This is a genomic window from Clostridium sp. FS41 (assembly GCF_000954015.1).
Taxonomy (GTDB): Bacteria; Bacillota; Clostridia; order Lachnospirales; family Lachnospiraceae; genus Enterocloster; species Enterocloster citroniae.
On record NZ_JYHN01000056.1, the window covers coordinates 41,578 to 65,132 of the forward strand.

At 50.1% G+C, this 23,555-nt stretch carries 23 protein-coding genes; 2 read left to right on the forward strand and 21 right to left on the reverse strand.

The window, feature by feature from the left end:
• Positions 1-6: 6 nt before the first annotated feature.
• Positions 7-1,335 carry a 3-isopropylmalate dehydratase large subunit gene (locus CLFS41_RS10700; RefSeq protein ID WP_227162266.1) on the reverse strand — a complete coding sequence of 443 codons (1,329 nt, stop codon included), beginning with the start codon at positions 1,333-1,335 and terminating at the stop codon, positions 7-9.
• Between the two features lie 160 nt (positions 1,336-1,495).
• Here CLFS41_RS10700 and CLFS41_RS10705 point away from each other — a divergent pair, with 160 nt between their 5' ends.
• Positions 1,496-2,149 (forward strand): GntR family transcriptional regulator, encoded by a 654-nt coding sequence (locus CLFS41_RS10705; protein WP_082082564.1) that lies wholly within the window; start codon positions 1,496-1,498, stop codon positions 2,147-2,149.
• Positions 2,150-2,264: 115 nt separating this feature from the next.
• Here the strand turns inward: CLFS41_RS10705 and CLFS41_RS10710 are convergent, their stop codons facing one another.
• The 8 genes from CLFS41_RS10710 to CLFS41_RS10745 form a co-directional block, all read right to left on the reverse strand.
• Positions 2,265-3,062, reverse strand: a complete 798-nt coding sequence (locus CLFS41_RS10710) for an ATP-binding cassette domain-containing protein (RefSeq protein WP_007867085.1) — start codon at positions 3,060-3,062, stop codon at positions 2,265-2,267.
• Positions 3,055-3,903 (reverse strand): ABC transporter ATP-binding protein, encoded by an 849-nt coding sequence (locus tag CLFS41_RS10715; RefSeq protein ID WP_007867088.1) that lies wholly within the window; start codon positions 3,901-3,903, stop codon positions 3,055-3,057. Before CLFS41_RS10715 ends, CLFS41_RS10710 begins: the two co-directional genes overlap by 8 nt.
• A complete protein-coding gene (locus CLFS41_RS10720; protein ID WP_045092285.1) occupies positions 3,891-4,667 on the reverse strand; it encodes an energy-coupling factor transporter transmembrane component T in 777 nt (258 codons plus the stop codon). Before CLFS41_RS10720 ends, CLFS41_RS10715 begins: the two co-directional genes overlap by 13 nt.
• Before the next feature lie 77 nt (positions 4,668-4,744).
• Complete coding sequence (locus CLFS41_RS10725) at positions 4,745-5,350, reverse strand: ECF transporter S component (protein WP_007867092.1); 606 nt, start codon at positions 5,348-5,350, stop codon at positions 4,745-4,747.
• A 78-nt stretch (positions 5,351-5,428) separates the two neighbouring features.
• Positions 5,429-6,181 (reverse strand): nucleoside phosphorylase, encoded by a 753-nt coding sequence (locus CLFS41_RS10730; RefSeq protein WP_045092286.1) that lies wholly within the window; start codon positions 6,179-6,181, stop codon positions 5,429-5,431.
• Positions 6,182-6,193: 12 nt separating this feature from the next.
• Positions 6,194-7,204: a hypothetical protein gene (locus CLFS41_RS28970; protein WP_052665707.1), complete on the reverse strand. Its 1,011-nt coding sequence runs from the start codon at positions 7,202-7,204 to the stop codon at positions 6,194-6,196.
• A complete protein-coding gene (locus tag CLFS41_RS10740) occupies positions 7,191-7,553 on the reverse strand; it encodes a PadR family transcriptional regulator (protein WP_330363690.1) in 363 nt (120 codons plus the stop codon). Before CLFS41_RS10740 ends, CLFS41_RS28970 begins: the two co-directional genes overlap by 14 nt.
• 84 nt (positions 7,554-7,637) lie before the next feature.
• Entirely contained in the window at positions 7,638-8,027 is a 390-nt protein-coding gene (locus CLFS41_RS10745) for a hypothetical protein (protein ID WP_152649035.1), read from the reverse strand.
• Positions 8,028-8,247: 220 nt separating this feature from the next.
• On the opposite strand from CLFS41_RS10745, the gene CLFS41_RS10750 reads away from it, so the two are divergent.
• On the forward strand, positions 8,248-9,591 hold the full coding sequence (locus CLFS41_RS10750) for an MATE family efflux transporter (protein WP_045092288.1): 1,344 nt from the start codon (positions 8,248-8,250) through the stop codon (positions 9,589-9,591).
• Between the two features lie 246 nt (positions 9,592-9,837).
• On the opposite strand, the gene CLFS41_RS10755 is transcribed toward CLFS41_RS10750, so the two are convergent.
• The 12 genes from CLFS41_RS10755 to CLFS41_RS10810 all read right to left on the reverse strand — a co-directional run bounded on the left by CLFS41_RS10755 (position 9,838) and on the right by CLFS41_RS10810 (position 23,554).
• A complete protein-coding gene (locus CLFS41_RS10755) occupies positions 9,838-10,182 on the reverse strand; it encodes a hypothetical protein (RefSeq protein ID WP_007867106.1) in 345 nt (114 codons plus the stop codon).
• 167 nt (positions 10,183-10,349) lie between these two features.
• A complete protein-coding gene (locus tag CLFS41_RS10760; RefSeq protein WP_040417145.1) occupies positions 10,350-10,694 on the reverse strand; it encodes a cytochrome c biogenesis protein in 345 nt (114 codons plus the stop codon).
• A gap of 2 nt (positions 10,695-10,696) precedes the next feature.
• Positions 10,697-10,921 carry a DUF2007 domain-containing protein gene (locus CLFS41_RS10765; RefSeq protein WP_007867110.1) on the reverse strand — a complete coding sequence of 75 codons (225 nt, stop codon included), beginning with the start codon at positions 10,919-10,921 and terminating at the stop codon, positions 10,697-10,699.
• Positions 10,922-11,004: 83 nt separating this feature from the next.
• Positions 11,005-12,525, reverse strand: a complete 1,521-nt coding sequence (locus CLFS41_RS10770; RefSeq protein WP_045092289.1) for a DUF4340 domain-containing protein — start codon at positions 12,523-12,525, stop codon at positions 11,005-11,007.
• The gene (locus tag CLFS41_RS10775) at positions 12,522-14,786 is read right to left on the reverse strand and encodes a Gldg family protein (RefSeq protein ID WP_007867116.1); all 2,265 of its coding nucleotides are present in this window, start codon (positions 14,784-14,786) and stop codon (positions 12,522-12,524) included. Before CLFS41_RS10775 ends, CLFS41_RS10770 begins: the two co-directional genes overlap by 4 nt.
• Positions 14,770-15,741 (reverse strand): ABC transporter ATP-binding protein, encoded by a 972-nt coding sequence (locus CLFS41_RS10780; protein WP_007867118.1) that lies wholly within the window; start codon positions 15,739-15,741, stop codon positions 14,770-14,772. Before CLFS41_RS10780 ends, CLFS41_RS10775 begins: the two co-directional genes overlap by 17 nt.
• 113 nt (positions 15,742-15,854) lie before the next feature.
• Positions 15,855-17,264 (reverse strand): Sapep family Mn(2+)-dependent dipeptidase, encoded by a 1,410-nt coding sequence (locus CLFS41_RS10785; RefSeq protein WP_007867120.1) that lies wholly within the window; start codon positions 17,262-17,264, stop codon positions 15,855-15,857.
• Between the two features lie 22 nt (positions 17,265-17,286).
• Entirely contained in the window at positions 17,287-18,363 is a 1,077-nt protein-coding gene (locus CLFS41_RS10790) for a Xaa-Pro peptidase family protein (RefSeq protein WP_007867122.1), read from the reverse strand.
• Between the two features lie 11 nt (positions 18,364-18,374).
• Positions 18,375-19,769: a Sapep family Mn(2+)-dependent dipeptidase gene (locus tag CLFS41_RS10795; RefSeq protein ID WP_007867124.1), complete on the reverse strand. Its 1,395-nt coding sequence runs from the start codon at positions 19,767-19,769 to the stop codon at positions 18,375-18,377.
• Between the two features lie 147 nt (positions 19,770-19,916).
• Positions 19,917-21,122, reverse strand: a complete 1,206-nt coding sequence (locus tag CLFS41_RS10800) for a M20 family metallopeptidase (protein WP_007867126.1) — start codon at positions 21,120-21,122, stop codon at positions 19,917-19,919.
• Between the two features lie 9 nt (positions 21,123-21,131).
• On the reverse strand, positions 21,132-22,469 hold the full coding sequence (locus CLFS41_RS10805) for an ABC transporter permease (RefSeq protein WP_007867132.1): 1,338 nt from the start codon (positions 22,467-22,469) through the stop codon (positions 21,132-21,134).
• A gap of 2 nt (positions 22,470-22,471) precedes the next feature.
• Positions 22,472-23,554 carry an ABC transporter gene (locus tag CLFS41_RS10810; RefSeq protein WP_007867135.1) on the reverse strand — a complete coding sequence of 361 codons (1,083 nt, stop codon included), beginning with the start codon at positions 23,552-23,554 and terminating at the stop codon, positions 22,472-22,474.
• Position 23,555: the final 1 nt, after the last annotated feature.

Genomic DNA, 23,555 nt, shown 5'->3' on the forward strand with positions numbered 1-23,555 from the left:
CACCCCCTATAAATACTGCCGCGGATCTGTGATGCGTCCATTCAGTATGCTTGCTGCCACAGTCGCCGGACTAGCCAAATAAATCTCCGCCTTATTCGATCCCATTCTCCCTGGGAAATTTCGATTTGTACTGCTTATGCAGCGCTCCCCCTGTGCAATAATCCCTTCATGCGCTCCCAAACAAGCTCCGCATCCGGGAGTGGCAATCGTTGCTCCCGCTTTCATTAGATCCTGAATATATCCCTTTTCCATGCAGGACAACATAACCTCTGCTGAAGCCGGAACTACTACCAGCCTGCAGTATGGAGGAATGTGTTTTCCTCTTAGGATTCCTGCCGTCTCGGCTATGTCTTCCTCACGGCCTCCCGTGCAGCTGCCTACATATCCCTGATTTAATATAACATCCTGCTCTAAAATCACCTTACTCAGAGGTGCTACATTATCTACACTGTGGGGACAGGCTAATTGTGGCTCCAATTCAGAAACATCCCAGCAATAGGATTCCTGGTATTGAAAATCCGGATCTGTATACTGAACTTCATAGGAACGGGCTGCACGTTTTGAAACATAATCCAATACATCCTGATTTGGCTGCATATATGCTGTCTTTGCTCCCATCTCAACAGCCATATTACAGATAACCATTCTGCCTGCCACATTTAGTTGCTCTACATAACTTCCCGTAAAATCAATTGCTTTATATACAGCTCCGTCAGCCTTGATTTTTCCCAGAACATGCAGTATCACATCTTTGGGATATACTCCCTTTTTTGTCTCACCCTCCAAACGGACTTCAATGATTTCCGGTATTCGGAACCAGAGCTCCCCAGTCATCAAAATCGTAGCCATATCTGTGGCGCCACATCCAGTTCCCATGGCTCCAAATGCTCCATGTGTTGTGGTATGGCTGTCCGTTGCCACCACAATCATCCCCGGATAAATGACTCCTGCCTCCGGCATCACCTGATGACATACTCCGCAATTTGTATCAAAGTGATATTTTAAGTTATTTTTCTTTGCAAAACCACGCATTTCCTCATGATTCGATGCGCTCTTAATATCCGGTGCCGGAGCATAATGATCAAAAACAAAAGCCGCACGCGTATTATCCCACACCGTTTCTCCACCCATTTCATAAAAAGAATATACCGTTTGTAAATACAGGTCATTTATTTCCGCAAAGTCAACTTTTGCAGTTACAATTTCACCTGTACTTACCTTTTTCCTTCCGCTGTTTTTCGCAAGAATCTTCTCGATTGCATGCATAAACCTACCATCTCCCCTCTTGTTTGTATATCGTATTTTGAATATCGTATACGATATTACATTTTTCACGTTTAGATTATCACATTTCTACTTTATGTGCAATATATTTTTGTAATTATCTTATATTTTTATTTATATTTCACAATATTATAATGGCAATCTTATGAGATTTGACAGGAATTTCGTAAATATGTTATGATAAGCACATGAGAAATCCGAGGTGATAAACGTGGAATCATTAGAACTTATGCCTGCCCGCGTGCGCATTACATCAATTTTAAAAAAAGCACTTTTAGCAGGTGAATATAAAAATGGGCAGGAATTAAGCCTCACAGAAATCGCAGAACGGCTTGGTGTAAGCCGAACTCCAGTCCGCGAAGCCTTTCAGACTCTGGCTGCTGAAGGATTAATTGAATTACGAATGAATAAAGGCGCTATTGTAAAACCTATTAATCAAAAATTCATTACCGACCATTACGAAATGAGAATTCTTTTGGAATCTGAGGCTGTAGCCAGAGCTGCAAGAAATGGGTTAGATGTATCTGAACTACTCACTGAACTGTATCACATGATGGATAATATGGATATGATTGATCGTTCTTACTATACGGAACTCAATCAGAGAATTCATATGACTATTTGGAAAGCGGCAGATAATCAAAAACTTTTGAATTTTCTTATGAGTTTGTGGAATGGCCCCAGCATTAGCACAATGAATTCTGAACTGGAGCATTACCACCAATCCACACAAGAGCACATTGAAATTCTTCAGGCTATTCGTGCCGGAGATATAACTGAAGGGAAACGTATTATGGAATGGCATATTCATAGAAGTATGGACAATATTCTAAAAAGTTTTCAGGCTGCCCACCCGGATTGTTAAATTAAAATAAGAGGGCCGCCCAGTCAATAAAATATGCTCCCTCTTAAGTAGACACGCTCAATCATTTCGACCGTCTACTTAAGAGGGAGCATATTAAAGGCAGCAGCCCCCCTGTTCATCCTCTCCTCTTTGCCTCCACATAATCCTTAACCGTAATATACACCCGACCATTTTCCATGGTGCTGAGCTGAGCCACATGGGGCAGCTCCAGATAGGCATCCCGTATCTTTTCCCTCTGCGCAAACACTTCCTGGGCCGGACCGTCAAGATAAACCTCTCCCCTGCGCAGGACCACCACCCGTTCAAAATAATTGGCGACAAAATCCATATCATGGATAATGGTGATCACCAGCTTTCCTTCCTCCCCCAAACGGTTGATGATCTCTCCGATGCGCCGCTTTCCCCAGCTGTCCTGTGCGATGGTTGGCTCATCCAGAATTATTATTTCATTTTCCATGGCGATCACAGATGCAATGGATATCAGCTTCCGCTCCGACAGCCCAAAATCATAAGGGCTTTCCTCCATTTTATCCTTCAGCCCCACGATCTCCAGTGCCCTTACTGCATTCTCCCTTGCTTTTTCCTTATCCTTAAAAATGTTTAGGGGGCCGAACATTACCTCATCTATGATCTTATTTTTAAATATCTGGTCATCCGGGTTCTGAAATACCATACCTACCTGCTTGGACAACTCCGCCACCGTTGTGGTGCTGATATCCGTTCCATTGATCAGGATCTTTCCGCTCACAGGCTTTAAAAGGCCCTTCAGCAATTTTACAAATGTGGTCTTTCCCGCTCCATTCTGCCCCACAACAGCTGTCTTTCTACCATCAATTTCCAAATTCAGTTTTTTGAGGATCGGCGTATCCTCTGTATAAGAAAAACACAGATCCTGAACCGTAATATTATTCATATCCCCTCTGCCCCCTGACCAGCTGGCAGGTATCCTCCAATGTAACAGGATACAGGCCATCTGTTTTTTTCACGCAAAGCTCACGGCATATCTGGGTAAACACCGGATAATCCATCTGATACTTCTCCAATTCCGGATTGGAAAACACCTTTGCAGGAACATCATAATCCACCACAATTCCATCATGCATGAGAATGATCTTATCACAATATCTTGCCAGTTTTTCGATCTTATGCTCAACAATCAGGATCGTCATCCCCTCTTTGCTGAGGGTCTGTATGGCCCGGAACACCTCCTCCGATCCCTGGGGATCCAGCTGTGAGGTGGGCTCGTCAAAGACAATGACCTCCGGACGCATGGCAATGATGCTGGCGATTGCCATCCTTTGCATCTGCCCGCCGGAAAGCTGGAACGGATTCCGGTTCCTGTAGTTTGCAATATCCAAAAGCTCCATTGCATATTCCACCCTCTTAAGAATCTCCTCCCGGGGCAGACCAATGTTCTCAGGACCAAATGCAATCTCCTCAAACACAGTCAGCTTGGAGCCTGTGACCTGTGTAAAGGGGCTTTGAAATACAATGCCGATTTTGGACACCAGATCGCTGGACTCAGCCTTTGTAACCTCCATACCGTCAATAAACACATGTCCGCCGTATCTTCCTTTATAGAAGTTTGGCACCAGCCCTACAAGCGCCTGGCAGAGCGTGGATTTTCCAGCTCCGTTGGTGCCTACGATCCCTACGATCTCACCGGCTTCAACCTGGAATGAAATATCATTCAATACCAGTTTATCTGTCATGGGATACATATATTTCAAATGCTCCACACTTATCTTAGCCATAGGAATCCCCTCCATACCAATGCAGCTATGACCAGAACACAGCAGCAGCTTCTGATAAACCTGTCATGGCTTCCATCCTCCATCTGATTGATAAAAGTCTTCGGTGTTCTGGAATTGAATCCTCTCACTTCAAGGGCAACCGCCCTTTCTCTGGTCTGCAGCAGTGAATTCATTACCACCGGTCCTATTAAGGGAATAAATGCCTTCACCCTGGTCAACAGGCTTCCCTCCATCTCAAGGCCCCGTGACCGCTGGGCGTCTGTGATGGTGCCTGTTGATGTGATCATTTCAGGAATAATCTGCAGGACTGAGCTGAACACATAGCCGATTTTGGGGCTCATCCCTTTCTTCACCAGGGATTCCACCAAATCTGACGGCCTTGTTGTCAATACAAGGATTGAAAAAGCACAAATAATATTGATCAGGTTCAGACAGATGGAAAGCGCATGGAGAAACCCTTCCAGATAATAACGGATCCCCATAACATCCAGCAGCACGGTTTCATTGTCCGGATTAAATAAGCCCTGGACCAACAGGATGGACGCCATCAGGATCAGGCTCACACCAATAAGGGGCAGCATACGCCGGAAAACCCTGCCTTTGCTCAGCAGTGTCAGATTGATCAGGATGACGCCCACCGTTACATACGAATTCGATATGAACAGCGGGATGAGTACCGCCGCCATGATATAATAAAGTTTATTGATCGGATGAGTCCGGTGAAGCGCCGATTCCTTCTCCACATATAAGCTTGCCATCTTCATCTCACAGTCCTCCTTGCAGATGCAGGCAGTCCCTTACAGAGCCTGCCCGCCTGATGATCCGGATACCACTCCGGTTATTATAAACTTTCGGTCTCCTCTTCCATGGTATAAAGGCTGGTAAGGCGTTTGGGAAGATTTTTGTATATGGCGAAAGAAATCATCGCTACTAAGATCTTGTCCGGTATATCGACCACTGCCTCATCCACTAATGATGACAATATGACAGGCACCTTATTTGCCATCAGATATGTAAATACGGCATCCCCCCATACATTCCCCGTTTGCCCGCTCCAGAATATAATATTAAGGGGCGTGGAAATGACCACTGCCACCAGACCGATCAAAAGGCCTGTGATCAGAGCTCCCTTATAACTTTTGAACAATCCCTTGTACGCGGTAATACCCGCGGTCAGGCCAATACCCAGGCCGGTCAGTGCATAGACCAATGAAACAGGGCTTGCCGTCAGACCGTATATGATATTTTTCAGCGCTCCGCAGATCCCGCCAATAACCGGTCCGCAGAGAGCACCTGCAATAATGGTTCCGATATTATCCATAAATAACGGAAGCTTCAGCGCCTCAGCGAAAAACTTACCGATATAGTTGATGCCCACTGCTGCGGGTATCAATACCAATGATGCCGTACTGAAGTTTAATGACCATATACCCCTTTTCTTACCCATTTGAATACCTCCTTCTCCTTATCCCGTTCCGGCTCTTTCTAGCTCTTTCTAGCTCTTCCTAGCTCTTCCTAGCTCTTCCTAGTTCTTTCTTGCCTCCAATTCGGAAATTGTTTCCAATGCCGCCAGGATCTCATTTTCTTCCCCGCAAGCTGCCTGTCTGGCGTCATTTACATAATCCTGGATCCCTTCCTTTACATCCCCCTTCCATTCCACCACAATATTTAAGATGGATCCGGCTCTGAGCCCCCGCAGGCCTGCCACCACAAAGAGTGTAGAAGTCTCCAGATCCTCTCCCAGGATCCCCCTGCTATGCCAGTAGTCCGTCCGTTCCTCTGCTGTATCCGCATAATAGCTGTCATGGCTTCGGGTGATCCCGCTATGGTACCTAAATCCCATTTTCCCGCATACCTGCTGCAGGATACCCGTTGTCTCCAGATCCGGTACTGCCGGATATCCCTTATCCACATAAGTGGACGTGGTTCCGTCATCCCTTACAGAACCTGTGCTGATGATCAGGTCTCCCACGGACATGCCGCTTTGAAGCGCTCCGCAGCTTCCGATCCGCAGGATCGTCCGGACTCCTATGGCCCTCATCTCTTCAATCGCTATGGCTGCCGATGGTCCCCCAATCCCAGTGGAAAGCGCAATGACAGGGACACCTTTATATTTGCCTCGTATTGAATAATACTCCCTGTTAAATGCAAGTTCCCGCACATCATCCAGATATCCGGCAATCCTTTTCACGCGTTTTGGATCCCCGGGTATGATCGCATACTCCGCGGACTCTTCCCGCGAGATCAAAATATGCGGCTGTTTCTCCATGTCCCCCATAAGCTCCCCCTCCTAGCTGTTGTTTTGTCCGTTTTCTATCTGATATTTGATACCGTGGTACAGGGAAAGGGCAGATTCCGTGATCAATGCCACCACAGTGAGATATACCAGCACATTTACCGCTATCTCACAGGCCTGAGCCTCCCCCGTTACTCCCGCCGGCCATAACACCCTCAATGCCAATCCCCCTACCAGTGACTGGTTAAATATGTCCGGCTTTGTCAAAAAGAACATGTAGCAGATCACAGAGATACTGTTGATCAAAACATTGATGACCGACAGTTTCATTGTCCAGCATCCAGACGCCAGTTTTACCAGGTCCCTTATGATCCCAACAAACAGCAGTGAAACAATGATCGGAGCAACCGTCTGCATCCCTTTTGGCGAAAAGATCGGTATAGAGATGGGATTGGTGATCCAGATTACCTCCGATATCTGTACGGTTGGATTTCCCATTACGATCACACTGATCATGGCAATGCTGACAACCACGGACCATACCACCCCAGAGATGGATATGGTCTGGCTCCGTTTTGGGATCTTTGGCAAGGCGGCCGGATCCCACGCTGTTTTGGATGCTCTGCGATAGTGGTCGCGTTCCATGAGGGCAAATACCAATGTGACCAGTACAAAGCTCAGACATACAGCCCGCAGGAGCAATGCAGCGAATTGGAACAATATATCTTCCAGCAGAGCGTCCGGATGAAGGAAAAAACCAACTATTTCTATGAGACTGATCCCAAACACGGATGCCGCCAGAAAAATACGCATTGCCAGCGTATAGGCATCGTAAAGCTGAGGTCCGATCAAATATTTCTGCTCCTCCCTGTATTGTCCCGCCAGGTAAGCCGGATCGCCTAATTCCTTTAGAAGCGCCATGATCTGTTCCTGTCCGACCTCTCCATGACAGCGCTCCTGTATCATATCCTCAATCAAAGTCCGCAGTTCCTGTTCAATATCCGCGCGCTGTGACACCGGCAAGCGGCGGGATACTGCATATATGTACCGCTCAATCAGCTCCATCCTGATCCTCACCCCCATTTATCAAGCGCTCTACACTCTTTGACATCCTGAACCACTCTTCACATAGAATGCCATACACAACCTTCCCATCCTCACTGATCTTATAATACCTGCGCGGCCTGCTTTCTCCCACCTCCCATACGCTTTCCAGCAACCCCTGCTTTTCCAGCCGGCGAAGCAGTGGGTAAATTGTACCGATATCGATCTGAACACCGCTGGCATTCAGGCACTGTATCAGGGAATACCCATACTGCGGTACAAAAAGCTGACTCAGTACACTGAGGATCAATGTGCCGCGCCGGAGCTCCAAGGTCAGATTTGATACAATCTCATCTCTCTTATCCATCATTTCACCACCGTTTCTCATATTATATAATGCGTCACACAGTATTGTCAATACGCATATATTATTATGTACATTTTTACGTATTTATCAATTATTTTTTATGCACTTTTGCCTAATAATTATCTGATTTCTGTCTTCCTCCTCTCCTTTTCCATGCTGTTCCAACAACTCCCGGAAAACCTCCCATGGGCAGATTGGTCTACATCCAAGCAGCCTGCCACGAAAAGCAAAAATAAAAAGCAGGTGTTTCCTGCTTGATATTTTCTGCTTTTTATTGCTGTAACCCCTGTGTATTCCCCTTAAGGACCGGCCGCCATGATTTTCTGCACCATGCACCACGGTTTCCTGTTGATCAGCAGATGTGGTTGCTGTGCCTATTGGATTTATAATATATGAATATTTTACCATAATTGGCAAAAAAATAGAAGTGGGTAAGACGGTTCCTTGTCTCTCTATTCTAACTTTTATAAATACCATTTCTTGACAATAAACGCATATACGATATAATAAATTTAGTTATCTATCTATTTGCAAGGCGCACGCCATATTTGGCACGGCAAAAATAACCAGGCGCCTTAAGCAATCCGCTGGAGCTTCATCTTGGAAGGAGATTGACAGAAGGAGATTGACACTTTTGCCAAGACAAATAGTTATGGCTCGCTGCCGGAAAAGGCGGGAGTCTCAATCGGAGGGAAAGATGAAACGCGCAGAAATCGATATGCTGGGGGGATCCCTAACAAAAAATATTTTCCGCTTTACAATTCCGGTCATTCTGACCGGAGTTTTGCAGCTGCTGTTTAATGCCTGTGATATGGCTGTGGTGGGACAGTTTGCAGGAAGCAGCGCTTTGGCGGCCGTTGGGGCCACCACTTATTTGACAAACCTTCTGGTCAATACCTTTCTTGGATTATCAATCGGAGTAAATGTCATAGCCGCACAGTATGTTGGCGCCAAGAATCAGGAACAATTGAAGAAGACCGTGAATACTGCAATTACAGTAAGCCTGCTAAGCGGGATACTCCTTGCCGTTATCGGTATTTGTGTCAGCCGCATCTGTCTGATATACATGAACACTCCCGATAATATCATTGACCAGTCTCTGCTGTATATCCGGATCTACTGCCTCGGTTCACCAGCAATCATGGTTTACAATTTTGGGGCAGCCATTCTCCGGGCCCAGGGCAACACGAAACAGCCCTTATTTTACCTTGCTTGTACGGGCGTCATCAATGTCATATTAAACCTGATCCTGGTGATCGGATTTCACCTTGACGTTGCCGGGGTTGCCATCGCCACCCTTGTTTCCCAGGTTGTTTCAGCTATCTTAGTCATCCGTTACCTTGTGCGCCAGAAAGGCGCTTTCCATTTGGATATTAGGAAACTGCGCATAGACAAAACCATATTGGGACGCATTCTTCGTGTGGGTATCCCCGCAGGACTGAATAACACTGTTTTTTCCATTTCCAATATGCAGATCCAAAGCTCCATCAATCTCTTTGGCTCCGCGGCAATTGCAGGGTGTTCCGCTGCCACCAGCATTGAGGGCTTTGTATACGCTGCCACCAACTCCATGCATCAGGCAGGCATTAACTTTACGGGCCAGAATGTGGGGGCAGGACGGCGGGACCGGGTGCCTAAGATATTAAGATTGTGCCTGTTATATGCAGGTCTTTTTGGCCTGGTCTTAGGTTTTGCGGTTTATGGGCTTGGCAGGCCTCTGCTATCCCTGTATACTCATGAAACAGCAGATATTGAGTATGGCATGATCCGAATGGCAGTCCTTATGCTCCCCTATTTCCTGTGCGGTATCATGGAAGCAGTTGCAGGAGTGCTCCGTGGCCTGGGATACTCTGTGATGCCCACAGTGGTTACCCTTGTGGGAGCCTGTGGTTTCCGCATCATATGGATCCAAACCATATTCAAAACCTGGACATCCCTTGAGGTATTGTTCTTAAGCTTTCCCATTTCCTGGGTTTTGACAACAATTGCACATTTTATATTTTATTTAGTGGTTGCGAAGAAGGACCGCAATATGCTTTGAGCCTGCGATCAGGGCCGCTGTTCTCAAAAATAGGAAAAACCAGAATAAGCCTATGAGTATGTGCATATAACACGTTCCCATAGGCTTATTAAGTGGTTTGCCGGCAATTTATCCGCTACTGATACTGGCGGGGTCATGAATGCCCTTATCCACCGGCCCCCTATTTTATTACAGCTGTCCATACCCGGGCGGACGCATCGGGCAAGTTGTGTGCGGCCTCGTTAGATCAGCGAGCTTCAAATTCCGCTACGGGAAACACAAAGGAGGCGGATCATATCCACCTTGATTTTCATACACGGCCTTGTAATAATCCCGGCCGTGGTCCACGTCATATTTGCTGTGATACAGCAAAACCGTCAGTCTGTCAGGCATTCCATTCATTTTATTATGCTGGGTAACGATCCGCCCCGCGGTTCCATCCGTATTCCATGGCTTATATACGATGACATGGAGCTCCGTCTCCTTAAAGTCTGCACCTTCCTGTGAAAATATTTTATATATTTTATATTCCGGAATACGGGTATAGTGTGCGCTTAAGGCAAATACCAGCATCAGAATCATAAGGCCAATGTATGTTTTATATTTTTTCATACCACCCCTCCCTATTACTAGAACGGTCAACTCCCCAAGAATCCCCACTACATTTTGTGTTTAAAACAGATTCCCATCATAAAAAACACTATTTTTGCCCGTAATACAACAAAAAGGATGGCTGAACATTTCTCAGTCATCCTTTCATTTTATCTCTTTTGAAACTGTCAGGAAATCCCATCCATTCCGGTCATATACAGCGGTATCACATTGATGACCGGCTCCTCGTAGGGGTGGATTTTCTTAACAGCAGCCAGGGTTTCCTTGACCCGTTCCCTCATGCAGGTCACCTCCACCTTAAGTTCCTGTTCCCGGCTGACCTCATCACAGCTGCCCAGATATGGACTACTGCCCTTAAGCGGTCTCCAGCATCCTGTCACATAACTGTAGGACAGGCAGCTGTCATAATTTCCGATGTGTCCGGCGTCCACCTGCTGCAGCGCGGTCTGCAGCACATTCAAATGGGATTCAGGTATAAAAATTTCCATCTTGCAGCAGCTAAACGGTTCCATGATCAAAGCCCCATTCCTCCCAATACTTCCAGCGCCTGCTCCGCGTCCTCCTCAGCAACGTAGATCTCCTCCCCGCCCAGGGAATTGGTGCCATATACATTCATGATCCCACTGGAACCAACATCCTTTTTATAGGCCGGTATCTGGTTGCCGCCAAGGGTATCCAGGATCATCTCAGCCTGTATGCTGCTCTCTGCCGAGTATATTTTTACCACTTTACGCTCCATTGTATTACCTCCTCTGTCTCTGCCATCTGTGTACAAGATATATCTATATCATACCACTTAACAGGGACAAAAGATATGGGTTCTCACTCCAATGGTAGTTTATTCACTTCATTCATCAGGCTGTTGACCCTCTGCCTGTTTACAAGCAGGAATGCCTGGCCGTTTACCCTGGCACCATAATAATTCTGGTCATAGGGAATGAGGTCCACGGTCATATCCTGTGCAGTCCCCGGAACGCACCGGTATTCCATGGTGAGAATGGGCTGGCTGATCAGCTGTGAAGCCATGTCCGAAACCCTCTTTTCCGCCGCAAAACCATAGAGCGGATAATAAAATTTATTAAATTCCGCTTCCGTTATCTCCTGTCCGTTCAGGGTATAGACCTTTTTCTGTCCGTTTTCCTGTCCGCCGTTCTGTTCCTCCGGCTGTTCTTCCCGGCCTTCATCTCCGGCCGGGCTGATCCTGAACTCCGCCCTGCCGTTTTCCCATGTGAGTGTAAGTCCGGCAAGGGTCTCCGCCTTAACAGGCGCCACGCTCAGGGACAGGAAGTTTTCAGATGAAAGGTGCAGGAAGGGCTCCAGTCCATCTTTTTTCACAGCATAGATCCCCTGCCCGCCTTCCGGATATACATAGGTGTAAAGGCCGTCTTTGCTGTCTCTTCCCATGTGCAGCACAAATTCCCCCATGGTATCCCCGCTCCCATCCTGCCCGGCCCCGCCTTGCCCGGATATATCCTGACCGGAATCCCCGGAACCATCCTGCCCGGCATCATCCCGGTAAACAACCCGGATCAAGCTGCCTGATTCCCCTTCGTTCCCTGCCAGTCCGTATTCCTTTTTCTGCGCCTGTGTGGGGTGGTACACTGTCATCTCCTCATATCTGAGTTTCACCAGCTTGCCCAGGCACTCTGATACCAGCCCGCTGTCAGCCGCCCTGGCCGGCCCGTCATTTTCCGAAACGCTCCAGCCTCCCTCTCCCTGGCTCTCTCCCTGGGAAGGCCTGGAAAAGGCAAACGTACTCCCCTCTTTTTTCACAGTGACCACAACCATATTATCCAGGCTGATCCCCGGCAGGGTCTCCCGCGTTGCCATGGTATTCAGGCTGCTGGAAAACAGGTTAGCGAAGGTGGCATCCACCGTGTATATTTTCTCCGATCCATCCACCGCCATGTAACAGTCTCCTGTTGCACTGTTGGTGCTTCCCAGATAGATGGTCCGGGTTCCCGCTGTTCCGGTCACCAGGATCTCGTTGGATGGCTGGTCCAGTCCATATTCGCCGTAATGAGCGCTGCCCTCCGCCACAAAGCGCCCTGCGGTGAGCCGCGCCGTCTTGTCCAGCATGGTATCCACAAAATTCTGGTTCAGGGGAAATGTCTCATCCTCCGTGTAAACCCATCCCCCCTCCCGTCTTACAAGGGAGATCCTGCCGTTCCCGCTGTTAAATGCAAGACCTGTCACATCCTGCGGATCCATGGAATACACCACCAGATGTTCCTCTTTCCCGGTCTTTATGTTGGTGTCCGGTGGTATCATGAGGTAGACTGCAAGAAGCAGAATGGCTGTCACTGACGCCAGCAGTAGATTTCGTTTCTGTTCTCGTCTCATTGACGTCTCCTCCTTCTTATACACAGGATACTGCCTCCGGTCATCACGGCAGCCGGAACCGCCAGCACAAAGAGCACGCTCCAGCGCATGGCCTGGGCCGAAGTAAGCCTGAGGGACGCGGATGAGGCGGGCTTTGGACGGATGGTTATGCTGTTTTCCTGCTCCGTCATCCATCCGATGGAATTTAATACAAGGTTTGTATTATTTCCTCCCACCATTTCATCCATCTCCTCCATCAGCATACCGGAGCTGGAAAACCATACGATCCTGGTCTCCCCCTCGTCTGTCCGCTCCACGGCGGTTACCCCTGTTGCAAAGGGTCCCACCGGGTCCCCGCGCATATATCCCAAGGATGAGCTGTCTGTCTTTATATAGGAGTTGGAGGAGGTAGTAAGAATCCCGTCCACCTCCACCGTGCTGCGCACATCCTCCGTTTTCACAATGCCATGGGCATTGGGCATGAGCAGCAGACTGCCCTCCGAAATAAATGGCTCCGTAATCTGGCTGTTTCTAATCTCCGGAAGCAGGAAATTGGGATAAGAGGGAATGCTGTAATTGCTGTCCCCCTCCACGATCATGCCCTGGACCGCGGATACACCGTAGCCGGCCAGCACCTGGTCCAGGTTGGGCGTCCGGGCAGCGGTAATGCCTGTGATCAGGAGCATGCGCCCCCCCTGTTCCAGATAGGAAACCAGCACATCCCGTTCCCTGTCCGTCAAGTCGGACACAGGCACGTTTAGGAACAGGCAGCCCCCATCCTCCGGCACCCGGTCCGCCGAGGTCAGATTCAGGGGTTCAGCCTCCACGCCTTCCTTTCCCATGGCGGAGACAAAGGATTCCGTCAGTTCATTTTCCCCATGTCCATTGATCAGATATACTTTTGAAAGGGTGTCTGAGGTCACGTAATGGATTGCGCTGGTGATTTGCCCCTCACCGTCAAAATCCGTGGTAGTCCTGCCCGTATCGTAATCGTAGTTTACCGGATACAGATCCGTATTGCGCAGTACCCTGGACCGCTTCTCTCCCACCACAATGATGCTGTTGTCACTGACCTTATCCGATGTGTACTCTGATACAAACCCTGGTGACAGGATGGGGTCCACGTATTCCACTGTGATCCTTCCGCTTAAATCCCTGTATTTTTCCAAAAGCTGCGTAAGCTTCCGGTCTTCCTTTCCTTTGGAAGCAATCAGGTATAAGCTGACCGGAGCCTCGTTGGCCGAAACCACCTCCCTGGTCTGGGGTGATATGCTGTACAGCCCGGAAGCAGACGTATCATACCTGGTATACCTGGAAGGGAGCTTATGCGCGATCAGATTGGACAGGACCACGATCACTACCATAAGGACGCACATTGTAACTGCATACAGCCCGATCTTAAAATGCTTGCCCTTAAAGGAATCCCATCTGCGCTTCTCCACCGACTGCACGGCAAAGAACAAAAACAACACCACAATTCCCAGATAATACACAAGATGGGTGACATCAAATATCCCGTCCACAAAATCATAATAGCGCTGGAACAGGGAAAAGAAACCTAAAAAACGTGGAAATGCGCCCTCAAACACGGTACTGTCCATCAGGTAGACGGCCCCCAGCCCCACTTCACATATGCCGGCTGCCGCAGCACCCAGAGGCAGGCTCTTTGTCATTACGGCAAGCAGTATTCCCCCCAGAAGAACCACAACCGCAAAACCTGCCACGGAATTGACTGCTGAGATGCCCATAAGACCGCTCATGCCATTGATCAGGTAGCTGCACAGCATGATGGCAAAGGTCCCCACCGCTGCTATGATCTGGCTCTCAGTGATGCTGGATATAAATATGCCGATCGCGATGCAGGCAGCTCCCATAAAGAAAAATGCCAGGAAGCAGGAATAGGATTCCTTTAAAGGCACTGCGCCGTAAAGGGAAAGCACCAGCGGGCAGGCTGTCAGCACGGTCAGAGGCACTGCAAATACGGTAAGAATGGCAAAAAATTTGCCCAGCACGATCCTGCTCACCTTGACAGGGGCAGTAAACAGCAGCTGGTCCGTTTTCTGCCGCTGCTCCTCCCCCAGGGCCCTCATGGTAATGACAGGTATCACGATCAGCAGCACAACCGTGGTATTGCCCAACACATACCCAAACTCCGCAACGCCGCCCTGGAGGTTAAAGGCTGTGAAGAATACGCCGGCGATCAGCAGCAGGAAGGCTGTATACAGATACCCCATCATGGAGCGGAAAAATGAGAGTACTTCTTTTTTATAAATCGCCTTCATGTTCCGTTCCTCCTTCTGTCTGCATATCCTGGGCGGTCAGTTCCAGGAACACGTCCTCCAAACTCATAGTAGCGGACTTAAGCTCCATGATGGGGCAGTCGGCTCCTGCCAGCAGCCGGAACACCTGGGCCCTGGGATCGGTCTTTTCATCCGTCTCCAGATGGACGGCGGCAAATCCCGAATCATGGGCAGAGGTGGTGATGGCCTGCAGTCCATGGACCCCTTTCAGCAGTTCCCCCAGCCGTTCATGGTCTCCCTGAACCAGCATATCGTAAACATTGGTGCGCTGCATCAGCTTTCCAAGCCCTTCCGGCGTATTGCTGGCCACCAGCTTTCCCTTTGATATGATCAGTATATGATCACATACCGCGCTGACCTCAGAAAGGATATGGCTGCTGAGGATCACAGTATGCTTTTTTCCAAGTGACTTGATCAGTTCCCTGATCTCTATGATCTGTCTGGGGTCCAGACCCACGGTGGGTTCATCCAGAATAATGACCTGCGGGTCCCCCAGCAGGGCGCAGGCAAATCCCACCCTCTGCCTGTACCCTTTGGACAGGTTCTTGATCAGGCGAAGTCTCATATGGGTGATGCCGGTAAGCCCCATTACCCGTTCCACTTCCCCCATAAGTCCTTTTCTGGGAATGCCCTTCAGTTCCCCCGCAAAGGTCAGGTACTCCTGGGGATTCATATCCGGATACACAGGCGGTATCTCGGGCAGGTATCCCATATGACGCTTGGCCTCCTCCGGCTCGAGAAATATATCGTGTCCGTCAATCAGCACGGTTCCCTCCGTGGCGGACAGATAGCCTGTGATCATATTCATGGTGGTGGATTTTCCCGCCCCGTTGGGTCCCAGGAACCCATATATCTGTCCTTTTTCCACTGTGAAGCTCAGGTGATCCACTGCCCTGAAGCTTCCGTACTGTTTTACCAGGTCTTTTACTTCTATCACTGGTTTATTTCCTCCCTTTGTTCCTGTGTGTACTCTCGGAGTCTACATCATTAATCCGTACCCTCAGTGGACAAGGGCACACACGCCCCTTGCCCACTGAGGGTAACCTGTCTTTAAAGATCTTCCCTGGTCAGCGCATACATGGCATTTCCAAAAAGCTTTGCGTCCAGGACATATTCATCAATGTCAATGCACTCATCCGGCCTGTGGCACAGGTCCGGGGTTCCCGGGAAAATGGAGCCAAAGGGCACAATGCCCGGCACCACCTGGGCGTAGGTACCGCCCTCATGGCTGGGGGTCGAATCCTTTCCGGTCAGCTCCTCATAAACGCCGCGCAGCGTCCGGATCAGGGGATGGTCCATAGGGAATCTGTATGTGTTGTGGGCGTCCACCTCATGGACCACGATTCCTTCATGAGCGACCCTGGCCGTAAAATCCTCTGTCACCTGGTCTTTATAGGTATACGGATAGCGTATGTTAGCCACCCACGTTAACCCCTTTTCATCCACATCCATCTTTGAAAGGCTGAATGTGAGCTTGCCGCACTCATCCTCCCTCTTCATCCCAAGAAGGCTCCCGTCCGTGGTCATCCCGATCTTTTCCGCAAAGAACTTCAGGAATGCTCCCATGGATCCGTTGATCCCCAGATCAGCTAACAGCATAAGAATCGCCACAATGGCATTTTTGCCGTTAAAAGGCGTACAGGAGTGGGCGCACAGTCCCCTGGATGTGATCTCGATCCTGTCTTCCTCCAGCCTGGCAGTCACATCCCTGCCTGTTGTCTGACGGTATTCCTCCACCAGCTTCATCACCCGGTCCGCTTCTGCTGCATCTGAAACCTCCAGCTTTGCAAAGGCCCTGTCAGGAACCATATTGAGGATTTCCCCTCCATGGAGCTCCAAGACCCTGACCTTTGAGGTGGATCTCTCAGAAAAGCCGTAGGACATATAATAATAATTGATCCCTCGTTCCGTAAAGGACATGGGGAACAGGCCGTCCGGCGTAAAGCCGGCGTCAGGGGCACCGCACTGGGACACGTAATATTTCATATCGTCCATACCCTTTTCCTCATTGGTCCCGCCCACAATGCGGATCCGGTAATCCCCAAGAGACAGCCCGCATTCCTTGATGGCATAAAGGGCATAGAGGGATGCGATGAAGGGTCCCTTGTTGTCTACGGTACCGCGGCCGTAGACCCGGTTGTTATGGATCTCGCCTCCAAAGGGCGGATAGGTCCATCCATCCCCTTCAGGCACGATATCCAGGTGGGCAAATACCCCCACCACCTTGGTTCCTGTGCCGTACTCAATATAGCATACCCGATCCCCCACATTGACAACGGTTTCAAACCCCAGCTTCCTTCCCAGGTCCATGGCAAACCCAAGGGCCCGCCGGGACTCCTCGCCGTATGGCGCCCCTTCCTTTGGCCGGCCGTATTTGCTGGGAATACCCACGATCTCACAAAGGGACTGCACCATCTGTTCTTTATTGGACTCTATACACTTATTTAACTCTTCTATCATTGTTCTGATCCGTCCTTCCCTGTCAGATTATCTCCAGATCTTTGCCGTAGGAATTAAGTATCTCACACCCCGTCTCTGTCACCAGCACCAGGTCCTCGATGCGCACTCCCACATCGCCTTCCAGATAAATTCCCGGCTCGATGGAGAAAATATTGCCCGGCACGGCTGTTTCCTGGTTTGCGCCGGACACGTCCCCGAAATCATGGACCTCCAGTCCGATAAAATGCCCCAGCCTGTGAGTGAACCGATCACCATATCCCGCGTCCTCGATCACTTTTCTGGCTGCCGCGTCAATGTCGCAGAGCCTGACACCTGGTTTTATGATGGCCTCCGCCGCCCGGTTCGCCTCCAGCACCAGCTCATACACCCTGCGGTGCTCCTCTTTGGCTATTTCCCCGCAAAAAAAGGTTCTTGTCATATCCGCACAATAGCTGTCCTTTTTGCACCCCACATCCAGAAGCGCACAGTCCCCCTTTTTCAGGGCAACATTTCCGGAACGGTAATGCCCGATGGCTGCATTGGCCCCAAAACACACGGAAGGCGGGAAGGACAGGTCATCAGCCCCCAGTTTCTGGTAAATCTCTTTCATCTGATTGGAGATTTCCCGCTCTGTCACCCCTTCTTTTAACAGCGCCTTAAATTCCGCCATAGCCTTATCATTGATGGCGGAAACGCGGCGCATGGCCTCCATTTCCTCCTCGTCCTTCACTGCCCTGGCCCCATCCACACAGATGGAGGCATTCACATATTCTGCACCGCATCCCATTGACATCAGGGGCAGCAGGAAGCGGGCCGGCATATTTTTGTCCACCCCCAAAGGCCTGGTACTGTCCGTGCAGCCTGCCAGCATCTCAAGATACGGATCCGTGTCGGAGAAACGCACAATCTTAACTCCCGGGTCCGGCGGCAGGTTGAACATATTATTTACAAAGAAACAGCAGTCCCGGTGCCTGCTTAAGTACAGGGCCACCAGGCGCTCTCCCGCATCCACCCAGATACCTGTGAGATAGAAAATGGAGGTGGCGTCCGTTATGACCAGCTGCTCCAGACCCATCTGTTCCAACCTGTCAAGGACTGCATCCACTCGGTTTCTCTTCATATGCTCCTCCTTTAGAACTCAATCTGCATCAGCCTGTACAGTGCAAGGATATAGATCTTCAGGGACATCTTAAGGCGGTCAATGCCGATTCCCTCATCAAAGGTATGTATTTTACCCACAAAGCCTGGAAGGGGTTCGGCCGGGATCTCAGTGCCGAAGCTGATTGCATTCTTAAAATGGCGGGCATAGGTTCCCCCTCCCATGGTAAAAGGCTTTCCGTCCACTCCCCGGATCTCATTGCCCGCATCCAGGCAGGCCTTGATCTCCGGCTTATCCACACCGATATAAAACGGTACGCTGTCCTCCACATCCGTGACCGTTACACCATACTGGGCGCACAGTTCGGACAGTTTTTTCACCAGTTCACCGCCTGTGGTATTGGTGGGATACCGGGAGTCAAAGTTCTGCTTCAGCACACCGTCCTCCATCCTGATCATTCCCCCGATAATGCTCAGGGGCGGAAAAATGCCGTCATCACACTGGATCCCCAGTCCATGCCCCTGATAGTCTTCACACAACAGGGACACCACTTTCAGGAACCTTTTTTCCTCCTCAGTTACAAGATCGTGCTCCAGCAGATAGTCCGCGATCAGCCCGATGGCATTGATCGTCCCCTCCGCATGGGAAGCATGGCCCCCGATACCGGCGGCATCGATCCTTACGCCCTCATCCGCCGGAGTGACCGTGATCCGCTCTGCCTTAGGACACTGCTCCAGGCCGGCGCGGATGACCGCATATGCCTGGTCGGCCACTGCATTGTGAGCCATACCGCCGCCAAAATCCACGATAGCCCCGTCCTTAAAGGGAAGGCTTGTAAAATTGCCGCACAGGCACCCCTTTTCACCGTTGCACAGGGGGAACTCCGAGTCAGGCGTAAACAGGAATACCGGCTCCTCATAGTGGCGGATGTAATACTCCACATCCTCCATGCCGCTCTCCTCATCACACCCTGCCATCATGCGCAGGCTGTAGGGAAGGGTGGTGCCCAGGTCCTTAAAAAACTTCCCCATATAATAAGTAAGGATCAGCGGGCCTTTGTTATCCACAACTCCGCGCCCCATCAGATAGCCATCCTTTACCACCATATCATAGGGATCCGTGTTCCATCCGTTGCCGGCCGGCACCACATCCAGATGGGCGATGGTGCCGATATACTCCTCCTTCTCCCCCACAAGCTCCGCATACCCCAGATAGTCCCCGCAGTTCACGGTCTTAAATCCCATGCGCTCCCCGATCTCCAGCGCCTTGCCCAGGGCACGCCTCACCTCCACTCCAAAAGGCGCCCCTTCCTTTGCCTCCGACTTTACGCTGGGGATATCCACCACGGCCTTTATATCCCGGATGATATCCTCCATATTTGCCTCAATAAATTCATCTGCCTTTAATAATAATTCCTGTTCCGTCATCTTTTCCTCCTTATGAGCACTTAGCGCCTGTCTTTTAGGCGCTTACGTGCGATAGATGTCATCCCCACTTTGCGAGGTCTTCCACGAGCTTAGTGGGGCATTTACAAAAGCCCCCGCCAAACCGGAAGGTCAGGCGGGGGCTGTATCTTACATATCCTGCCAGTCAAATGCAAACTGGGTCATGACTGCCACGCCGGACCACAGGGTCTGTTCATTTAGGTCAAATCTGGAGCTGTGCTGGGGGAAATCCCTTTCATCCCCAAAGTTTCCGCCGTGATAGTAATACACACAGGGGACGCGCTTTGTAAACTCACTGAAATCCTCCCCGCCGGGAATTGCAATCTTTACCTCTATTACATTTTCCTTTCCCAGGACCTTTTCCGCGATGGGCACTAGTTTCTTTACCATCTCAGGGTCATTATCCGTTGCGCCCAGGTAATGCCCGTAACCAACCTCAGCCGTGCAGCGCATGGTCTTTGCCACTCCCTGGAAGATCTCCCTTAACCGCTGGTAATAGTACTCCTGGTCCTCCTCGTTGTTGGAGCGGATGGAACCCTCCAGACAGCAGGTATCCGGAATGATATTGTTCTTATCCCCTGCATGGAACATGCTCACCGCACAGATTGCGGGCTTGTTGGGCTGCTTCTCCCGGCTTAGCACGGCCTGAAGCTCCGTCACCGCATAGCAGGCGGCCAGCAGCGGGTCCACTCCCAGATGAGGCTCCGCGATATGGGCGCTCTTTCCGTGGAATTTTGCCCACCAGCCCGTGATACAGAAGGAGGAGGGTTCATGTGTCCAGCCGATCTGGGCCGGCGCCACCTCCTGAAACCTACTGGTACCGGAGTGATGGCCGATCATGGCATCCACCTTGGGATTTTCCAGGACACCGTCCTCTATCATCTTCAGCGCCCCGTTGTCGCCTTCCTCGCCGGGCTGCCATATCATTTTCACAGTCCCCTTCAGCTTATCCCTGTTCTCATATAAGATCTTCGCGATTCCCAGGCCCATGGCCGTATGGCCGTCATGACCGCAGGCGTGCATGCAGCCCGGATTCTTTGAGGCAAAGGAAAGCCCTGTCTCCTCCAATATGGGGAGGGCGTCACAGTCAGCCCGGATCCCCAGGCATTTTCCCGGAAGGGCGCCATGGATAACGGCAGCCACGCCGTGGCAGTCCTCACCGCCGATCCCTGAACGGACTTCATCGATCCCGATCTCCTCTAATACCCTGAGAATGATCTTCTCAGTTTCCACTGTCTTCATGCCAAGCTCCGGGCACTGGTGAAGTTCCCTTCTCCATCCTATGACCTGGTCCTCCACTGCCTTTGCAAAGTCCTTTGTATTGATATCTGACATACGTTCCTCCTATTTTGCATCCAGTTCAGCCAGCTGCTGACGGTTTTCTTCTTCAATTCTGCGCCTGTCCGCTGCAACCTTCTTCCACGCATACAGGATCAGGGATATGGCGATAATACCGTAACACAGGAATACGCGGAAATACTCGCCCAGCTGCGGGTCGTTAAAGAGCACCTTGCCGGCCAGCGGGGTCATGAAGAACAGGATATGGAACAGGATGGTTCCTGAGAACACCTGGCCCATGGTGGCCTTGTCAATGGATGCTCCGCCTACCAGCAGGGCTGCCACCGCATAGGTGCCCACCTGCTCATGACTGTTAAAGGTCTGTACATTTCCTATGTTCTGAAGGAAAATGATCTGTCCCCAGGATGCGATCACCGTTGACAGCACGGTTGCCACGATTCGGGTCTTATCCACATTGATACCGGCCGCTGTTGCCACCTGCATGTTCATACCCACGGTCCTGATGTCCTGCCCAAGCTTTGTCTTTGTTATGAACACCACCAGCAGGCAGACCGCCGCGATCACAATGGCTGTAAGCATGGGAATCTGTACAATGAAAAATGCCTTCTGCACTGATTTTACTGTTTTCATAAGGATCTGCAGGATTGCCAGTAAAATGGTGGCTGTTAAAAATCCCTTGGTTGTAAACAGCGCTTCTTTGACCTCCGATTTCTTTTTCATGATCTTATAGGCCAGGATGCACACGGTTACCGCCGCAAGGGCAGCCAGCAGCCATGGGAGCAGCTTTACAAACATCACCTTCCAGGCATTGTCCACCGCGTATTTTGTCTCGGCGTGGAAATCAATGGTGTTCCTAAGGCCCACGTAAATCGTCTCTCCTGCCTCATTTTGGGAATTCAGCATGATCTCAGGGTTTACCATAGGGATCACGCTTCCCACCATAAAGATAAAGATCAGGTCATACACGCCCACTGCAAAGAATCCAAGGATCATGCCTGTGATCATTTCCTGTCCCTTTACCTTATTAAAAAGGATTCCTGTAAGGGTTCCCAGAACAATGGACAAAGCGGTGGCAATGATGCCTGCCAGTATGATCCCCTTTAATCCGTCATAGCTCCAGTGGGTGATCAGGATCAGGCCGATCTCCCCTGCCATGGCTCCCAGAACAATACTGAAGTTCAGGCCCATGCCGCAAAGTACAGGAAGGATCAGTGATACAATGAGGATGGCGTTCCTGCCCACACGTGATACGGTCTCCGTGATCACATAGCTTGCATTCTGTCCGGATATCTTGATACTGGCCAGACACAGCAGGGTGAAGAGAATGGGAACCATATTGCCCTGAAGGAATTCTAACACTTTATTACGTTTTTTATTTTCCATGGTTATTTTCCTCCATTCGCTCTAATCTTGGTCAACGCGTACAAAATGATACCGTTCTGGACAATGATGCGGACTACCTCGGAAATGCTTCCCGCATTAATCACCGCATTGGCAACCGGAGTTGCCAGGGTCAGAAGGCACTGGAACAGGATAACACCCAGAACCACATTAAATACGCTGGCTTTTTTCGGTGTGGCACCGCCAATGAGGATCGCTGCCATGGCCGGAAACGCCATCATCAGAGGAGCGGAATAAAACTGGTAAAAACCATAGCTCTGTGAGTAGATATTGATCCCGATGGCCGCGATCACGGTGGAAGCCACAATACCGATGGTGCGGACCCTGTTGTTATTCACGCCCAGGGTTCTGGAAAAGCCCGGATTCACGCCGCTGCACCGCATGATGATCCCTGCCTTTGTCTTCATGAACAGCCACATAAGAAGGCAGCCCACGGCAAACACCAGTAAAAGTCCCGTTGACACGGAGAAATCCTTCCAATAGGGATTGTTCTGCAGAACGCCCATCTGCTTAAAATCAATGCGCAGAAAATTGTCCAGCACCTTGTCATAGTTGTCTTCCAGCGTCATGGTTGTACGCAGACCCACACCTGTGATGGGCCATACGATCTTGGGATTATTGTATGGAAGCACCAGCCACGCAATGGACATAAGGGATACAATGGAGAAGGCCATGTAGTTTCCTACCGTCATCTCAGACCCCTTTACATTATTCAGCAGCACCGCATAAAAGTAACCCGCAACAAGGGCAAAGGGGACGGATACGATACATGCGCCCCAGAAACCGGCCAGGCCGCTCCAGTTAAACTGTACTGCAATGGAACCGCCCAGAAGACCGCAGAGGATACCGATGGGAAGTCCGAAATTCAGTCCGGCTCCACAGACAATGGAAACCATCATTGCCAGCACCAGGAATCCGTTCATGCCGATACGCACCAGACAGTCGGAATAGATCATGCCCGGGTTAATCCCCAGGGGGAATACGGAAACGATCAGCAGCAAAAGGAATCCAATTACCACAAGGCGCGAAACGCCCAGGAAGTTAACAGCTCTTTTTATCTGGTTCATT

Excerpts from the sequence above, each read along its gene's own strand:
- CLFS41_RS10710 (WP_007867085.1), bottom strand. The coding sequence starts at position 3,062 with ATGAATAATATTACGGTTCAGGATCTGTGTTTTTCTTATACAGAGGAT.
- CLFS41_RS10715 (WP_007867088.1), bottom strand. The coding sequence starts at position 3,903 with ATGGCTAAGATAAGTGTGGAGCATTTGAAATATATGTATCCCATGACA.
- CLFS41_RS10720 (WP_045092285.1), bottom strand. The coding sequence starts at position 4,667 with ATGAAGATGGCAAGCTTATATGTGGAGAAGGAATCGGCGCTTCACCGG.
- CLFS41_RS10725 (WP_007867092.1), bottom strand. The coding sequence starts at position 5,350 with ATGGGTAAGAAAAGGGGTATATGGTCATTAAACTTCAGTACGGCATCA.
- CLFS41_RS10730 (WP_045092286.1), bottom strand. The coding sequence starts at position 6,181 with ATGGGGGACATGGAGAAACAGCCGCATATTTTGATCTCGCGGGAAGAG.
- CLFS41_RS28970 (WP_052665707.1), bottom strand. The coding sequence starts at position 7,204 with ATGGAGCTGATTGAGCGGTACATATATGCAGTATCCCGCCGCTTGCCG.
- CLFS41_RS10740 (WP_330363690.1), bottom strand. The coding sequence starts at position 7,553 with ATGATGGATAAGAGAGATGAGATTGTATCAAATCTGACCTTGGAGCTC.
- CLFS41_RS10745 (WP_152649035.1), bottom strand. The coding sequence starts at position 8,027 with ATGGTATTTATAAAAGTTAGAATAGAGAGACAAGGAACCGTCTTACCC.
- CLFS41_RS10750 (WP_045092288.1), top strand. The coding sequence starts at position 8,248 with ATGAAACGCGCAGAAATCGATATGCTGGGGGGATCCCTAACAAAAAAT.
- CLFS41_RS10755 (WP_007867106.1), bottom strand. The coding sequence starts at position 10,182 with ATGAAAAAATATAAAACATACATTGGCCTTATGATTCTGATGCTGGTA.
- CLFS41_RS10760 (WP_040417145.1), bottom strand. The coding sequence starts at position 10,694 with ATGGAACCGTTTAGCTGCTGCAAGATGGAAATTTTTATACCTGAATCC.
- CLFS41_RS10765 (WP_007867110.1), bottom strand. The coding sequence starts at position 10,921 with ATGGAGCGTAAAGTGGTAAAAATATACTCGGCAGAGAGCAGCATACAG.
- CLFS41_RS10770 (WP_045092289.1), bottom strand. The coding sequence starts at position 12,525 with ATGAGACGAGAACAGAAACGAAATCTACTGCTGGCGTCAGTGACAGCC.
- CLFS41_RS10775 (WP_007867116.1), bottom strand. The coding sequence starts at position 14,786 with ATGAAGGCGATTTATAAAAAAGAAGTACTCTCATTTTTCCGCTCCATG.
- CLFS41_RS10785 (WP_007867120.1), bottom strand. The coding sequence starts at position 17,264 with ATGATAGAAGAGTTAAATAAGTGTATAGAGTCCAATAAAGAACAGATG.
- CLFS41_RS10790 (WP_007867122.1), bottom strand. The coding sequence starts at position 18,363 with ATGAAGAGAAACCGAGTGGATGCAGTCCTTGACAGGTTGGAACAGATG.
- CLFS41_RS10795 (WP_007867124.1), bottom strand. The coding sequence starts at position 19,769 with ATGACGGAACAGGAATTATTATTAAAGGCAGATGAATTTATTGAGGCA.
- CLFS41_RS10800 (WP_007867126.1), bottom strand. The coding sequence starts at position 21,122 with ATGTCAGATATCAATACAAAGGACTTTGCAAAGGCAGTGGAGGACCAG.
- CLFS41_RS10805 (WP_007867132.1), bottom strand. The coding sequence starts at position 22,469 with ATGGAAAATAAAAAACGTAATAAAGTGTTAGAATTCCTTCAGGGCAAT.
- CLFS41_RS10810 (WP_007867135.1), bottom strand. The coding sequence starts at position 23,554 with ATGAACCAGATAAAAAGAGCTGTTAACTTCCTGGGCGTTTCGCGCCTT.